Consider the following 5,325-nt stretch of genomic DNA (forward strand, 5'->3'; position numbering starts at 1 on the left):
CTGAGAAAGCAGCGCCCCGCGCTGCCGGGGGGTGGCTAACACAGCACACCCTATAGGCCAACGGCACAAATGTAGTGCGCGGTAAGCGAAGCGCACCCGCAACGCAGTGCGCAGCACTGCCGGGGGTTGGTTAACACAGCACACCCTATAGGCCAACGGCACAAATGTAGTGCGCGGTAAGCGAAGCGCACCCGCAATGCAGCGCATAGCGCTGCCGGGGTAAGGGCAGCTAGCGCCGCCATCGCCGAGTGAACTCAGCTCCCACAAAACCGCTGCCCCGCTCATTGTGAGAAACCACCCGCAATGCAGTGCCACCCGCTGCCGGGGTAAGGGCAGCTAGCGCCGCCATCGCCGAGTGAACTCAGCTCCCACAAAACCGGTTGTGTCGATGTGTTGGGGGGCTGTGTAGACTGCTTACTCACTCGGGCTGCTTTTGTGGGAGCCCACTTCAGTGGTGGTCCGACACATCGGCGAAGCAGCGCCCCGCGCTGCCGGGGTTGAGTAACACAGCACACTCTATAGGCCAACATGGCAGCTAGCGCCGAGTAACCTCAGCCTCCACAAGAATCAGCATAAACGTATCCCCCACAAAGTGCTTGCCATCACATGCCCTGTGTCGAATGTTGATAATCCCCTCATTACCAAAAATTACATAATTTTTTACTACTTCCCCCTAAAGATTTCCTCCGTTGCGCCGTTATTAAGTATAACGGCGCACAACACGCCGAACAGCGGGCCACGTGGCCAGTCTTATTGAAAGGGGAATACCACCATGTCAGTGATCAATACCAACATCACAGCAATGATCGGTCAGCAAAACCTGAGCAAATCTCAGAGCGCGCTGTCTACCTCTATGGAGCGTCTGAGCTCTGGTCTGCGTATCAACAGCGCGAAAGATGATGCAGCTGGTCAAGCCATCGCTAACCGTATGTCTTCACAGATCACTGGCTTGTCTCAGGCTCAGCGTAATGCCAACGACGGTATCTCTGTTGCACAAACCGCTGAAGGCGCCCTGAATCAGGTAAACGACAACCTGCAGCGTGTACGTGAACTGACGGTTCAAGCCCAGAACGACACCAACTCTGCTGACGACCGTAAATCCATCCAGGATGAAATCGATCAGCGTCTGACTGAGATCAACCGCATCTCTGAGCAGACTGACTTTAACGGCGTTAAAGTACTGGCTGAAGACCGCAACCTGTCTATCCAGGTAGGTGCTAACGACGGCGAAATGATCGACGTTAAACTGGAAAAAATTACTGCTGAAACATTGAAGCTTTCCAGCTTCAATGTTAATGGCCTTGGTGAAGGCCTTGGTGCAGCCGTAGCAGCTGATTATGAAAAAGCCTACGGTGAAGGTACAGGCGTAACTACCAATACTGTTAATGATTTCTCTGCAGATTTGGCTACTAACTTAGGTATTACTGCTGCAGCTGTAGATAGCGCCTCAACTGCACAGGTTGATGACAACGGTAACTGGTACGTTAACGTTGAAATCACTGCTCAAAATAATGCTGAAGCTAAGGCTCTTGGGTTACAAGGCATTGAAGCAACTTCAGGTACTGCAGTGACCTTCCAAGTCTCAGTGGAACCATCCGAGGCGGCTATTGCAACTGGCAACGGCACCGCTGCTTACACGATTGAAGGTTCCGAGCTTGGTGCTAAAGATCTGCTAAGCGCAGCTACTTCCAATCCGATGGAGCAGCTTGATAATGCTCTGAAACAAGTTGATGAGCTGCGTTCAGGTTTGGGTGCTATTCAAAACCGTTTTGAATCCGCGATTACCAACCTGCAAACCAACGAAACCAACCTTTCTGCAGCCCGTTCACGCATCGAAGATGCTGACTATGCCTCAGAAGTAAGCAACATGACTCGCGCACAGATTCTTCAGCAGGCGGGTACTTCTGTACTGGCCCAGGCTAACCAAGTGCCGCAGAACGTTCTTTCTCTGCTGGGCTAATAAGCTGGCGCAGTACACTTCCGCTTTGTCGGATAAAATACAGGCCTCCTTTGGGAGGCCTGTCTTATTTTGGGTGTTACGCTTGCCGTCAGTTAGGCTATCTATTAGCCGCTTTTCCTACCTTTGCCGCCCCTTCTATACGCGTATGCTACCCAGCAAATATAAATGCGGAATGCCTTCTCATGTCGAAAAAAACATCTGCTTCCATGCCAAAGAAAGCTCGCCAGAATAGCGTCACTGGAAAGAGTGTTCCGTCATCGCTGCATAAGGCAAAAAAACTGGCAGAGCGCCAACCGCAAAATGCTGCTGCCTGGAAACAGCTTGGGGCTGAGCTTTCAGAGGCAGGCTTGCGCCAGGAAGCGCTAGAAGCCCTTGATAAGGCGCTTATGCTGACACCTAACGATGCGGAGGCACTGGCTGTAAAAGGCAGGATTACTCACCAGCTAGGTGACCCCGAGCAAGGCTTGGCGCTCTTAAAAGAAGCGGTAAAGCGCCAGCCAGGTTTTGCAAAAGCCCAGCACTATATTGGCTATATTTACTACACGCAGGCACGTTACGACGATGCCCTAACCTACGCAGATGAAGCGTGCCGCCTGGCGCCTAATGATGTTGATATGCTCAACACGCTAGGCAATGTGTTGATGCAAAAATTTGAATATTCGCGCGCGCAGAAAACGTTAGAGAAGGCAGCGCAGCTTGCACCAAATAATTATCTTTCCTGGAATAATCTGGGGAATGTATATAATGCTGTGGGCGACCTTGATAAAGGCTTGGATGCTTATCAACAAGCCCACCGTATTAATCCCCAGGCGCCTGGCCCTTTCTCAAATATTATAACCACATGCCATTATCATCCTCATAAAACGGCTGAGGAAATCACCGGCCTTTGTAAACAATGGGACAATAAATTTTCTGTTCAAACAACCATTAAATCCTACGACAATTTAGTAGACCCTCAAAAGCAATTAAGAATTGGGTTAATTTCTGACGGTTTTCGGGGGCATCCCGTTGGGCGAATGATAACGTCTGCTTTGGAGAATGTGTCGAAAGCGCAGATAGCCCTCTACCTCTATAGCACCAATAATGCGATTGATGGTATTACACAACGGTTACAAGCAGCATCTGAAAAATGGATGAGTATTCAGCCGCTTAATGATGAGCAAGTCGCGGAGCAAGTCGCCAGTGATAAGATTGATATTCTGATTGACCTGGCGGGTCATAATGCGGGCAACAGGGTTCTTGCTGTGAGTAGGCGTCCCGCACCGCTTCAGGTGAAGTGGGTCGGTGGTTTAATTAATACCACGGGGCTCTCTGCTATTGATTACCTTATTAGCGATAGCGTAGAAACTCCCGAGGGAGTGGATGAAGAGTACGTTGAAAAACTCATTCGCCTACCTAACGATTATATTTGCTATGTGCCTCCTGGTGGTTACGAACCCGAGGTAGGGCCCTTACCGGCACGACAGAACGGTTACCTCACCTTAGGGTGCTTTAACAACGCGACGAAGCTTAACGATGTCGTATTAGAGCAGTGGGCAAAGCTAATGGATGCGCTGCCTAACTCTAAGCTAATGTTAAAGAGTATGCAGTATAAGAGCGAGGAACGTTGCCAGAAAATTAGAGAGACCATGGCACTGCATGGCATCGAAAGCTCACGGCTTATTATTGAAGGGCCCTCTTCGCACGCTGAATTATTGGATGCGTATAACAAGATTGATATTTCACTGGACCCTTGGCCTTATTCAGGGGGCTTGACCACCTGCGAATCTTTTTTGATGGGCGTTCCCGTTGTAACGCTTCCCGGTCCTACGTTTGCAGGGCGTCATAGTGCGACCCATCTTGTTAATGCGGGTATGCCGGAGCTAGTCGTCACGTGCTGGGAAGAGTATAAGGCGCGTGTTATCGACCTGGCATCCGATCTCGATAGCCTGGCCGCTATCAGACAGCACTTGCGTCAAATACTGTTAGCGTCACCGGTGTGTAACGCCCCTCTCTTTGCGGGACACTTTACCGACGCCATGCGCGCTATTTGGCAGCGTCACTGCGAAGGTAAGCCGCCTGCTGCACTCACGTTCGATAAAGCAGGGCAAGCCACTTTCAAAGATGAAAGCGTACCGGTTGAAGTGGCTTATGCAATAGAAAACGAGGCTGCAAGTAATGATTTTAGCTGGTCGCTGCCAAGTAAAATCATAACGCTGGACAATGGTGCCGCGTTGCTGCGCCAACAAGGGGTAGAAGGGCTTCGCCAATTAAAGGCATTCGGTATTGTGGCATTCGACCCGGCGAGTCATGTACAAAACGCTGACCAGTTCCAGGGCAGCGATGATATCCAGGTTTTTCCTCACACCGCGCTTGGTGATGGCAAGCCCGCAACGCTTTATGCCTGTTTAGATGAAACGTTGAGCAGCACGCTTGAACCTTTGCCTGAGCCGACAGGTAACGAGGCTTTAGCGACGCAAGTGCTGGCCAAACTACCGATCAGCACCATTACGTTAGATAGCATCGAAGGTTTGGAAAGCCTTGACTGGTTGATTCTTGATGGCCTTAATGATGCTGTCGCTATATTGGAAAATGGCGAAGCATCACTAAGTGAGACGTTGGCAATTCAAGTGCGTATTGCGTTTCAACCTACCCACTATCGTCAGCCAAATCTGGCAGAAATACAGCATTGGATGTCCCGGCACGGTTTTCGTTTCTATCGTTTTAATAATACGCAGCATACTAGCCAATTGCCCGATTCTGTTCCTTCGGCGCTTCGCCAGGCAACGGAGCTACAGTCCGCCGATGCGCTATTTTTACCCAGCCATGCGCGGATGAGCACGCTCTCTGATCAACAGCGAATCAAGCTCGCATTTTTGCTGCATACCGTATATGGCATTAAGGATATGGCGTATCATCAGTTATTCTGTGTTGATAAAGAAAAAGCGGAACAGTATCTGGTCAGCAACGGACTTTCTGAATCTTCTGAGCGTTATGATGCGGCTAACAAAAAGGAGAATCAATCCAATACGAATAATAATACTTTTGATGTGCCTGACGCGCCCTTTATGACTGAAGCTGAGCGGCTTTTTTTCAAGAAAGCGTTAAAAGGCGCTACTCATTATTTTGAGTATGGATCAGGTGGTTCAACCGTTTGGGCCGTTAATGAAGGTTTGGAAGTACGGGGCGTTGAAAGTGATGCTAAATGGGTCGATGCATTAAAAAATAAGCTGGGTCATAAGTGTCAAGTAATGCCTGTTGATATTGGATTCACGAAAGAGTGGGGATATCCTGCGTCTTTAGCGGAAGCGCATAAATTTGAAAATTATAAGTGATTATGCATAAATTATAGTGTATAAAGAACAAAGACCCAACAGAGTAAAACA

2 protein-coding genes are annotated in these 5,325 nt (G+C 49.5%); both read left to right on the plus strand.

All coding sequences use genetic code 11. From position 1 onward, the window contains the following. Positions 1 to 772: 772 nt before the first annotated feature. Positions 773 to 1,960: a FliC/FljB family flagellin gene (locus ACT3R4_RS18140; protein ID WP_441680245.1), complete on the plus strand. Its 1,188-nt coding sequence runs from the start codon at positions 773 to 775 to the stop codon at positions 1,958 to 1,960. Between the two features lie 386 nt (positions 1,961 to 2,346). Beyond that, positions 2,347 to 5,274: an O-linked N-acetylglucosamine transferase, SPINDLY family protein gene (locus ACT3R4_RS18145; protein WP_441680246.1), complete on the plus strand. Its 2,928-nt coding sequence runs from the start codon at positions 2,347 to 2,349 to the stop codon at positions 5,272 to 5,274. Positions 5,275 to 5,325 lie beyond the last annotated feature (51 nt).

Origin of the sequence: Halomonas sp. AOP7-E1-9 (assembly GCF_052376035.1) — a bacterium.
GTDB classification, from domain to species: domain Bacteria; phylum Pseudomonadota; class Gammaproteobacteria; order Pseudomonadales; family Halomonadaceae; genus Vreelandella; species Vreelandella citrativorans.

Bases quoted from the DNA above. Each gene is read 5' to 3' on its own strand.
- ACT3R4_RS18145 (WP_441680246.1), top strand. From the start codon at position 2,347: ATGCTGACACCTAACGATGCGGAGGCACTGGCTGTAAAAGGCAGGATT.
- ACT3R4_RS18140 (WP_441680245.1), top strand. From the start codon at position 773: ATGTCAGTGATCAATACCAACATCACAGCAATGATCGGTCAGCAAAAC.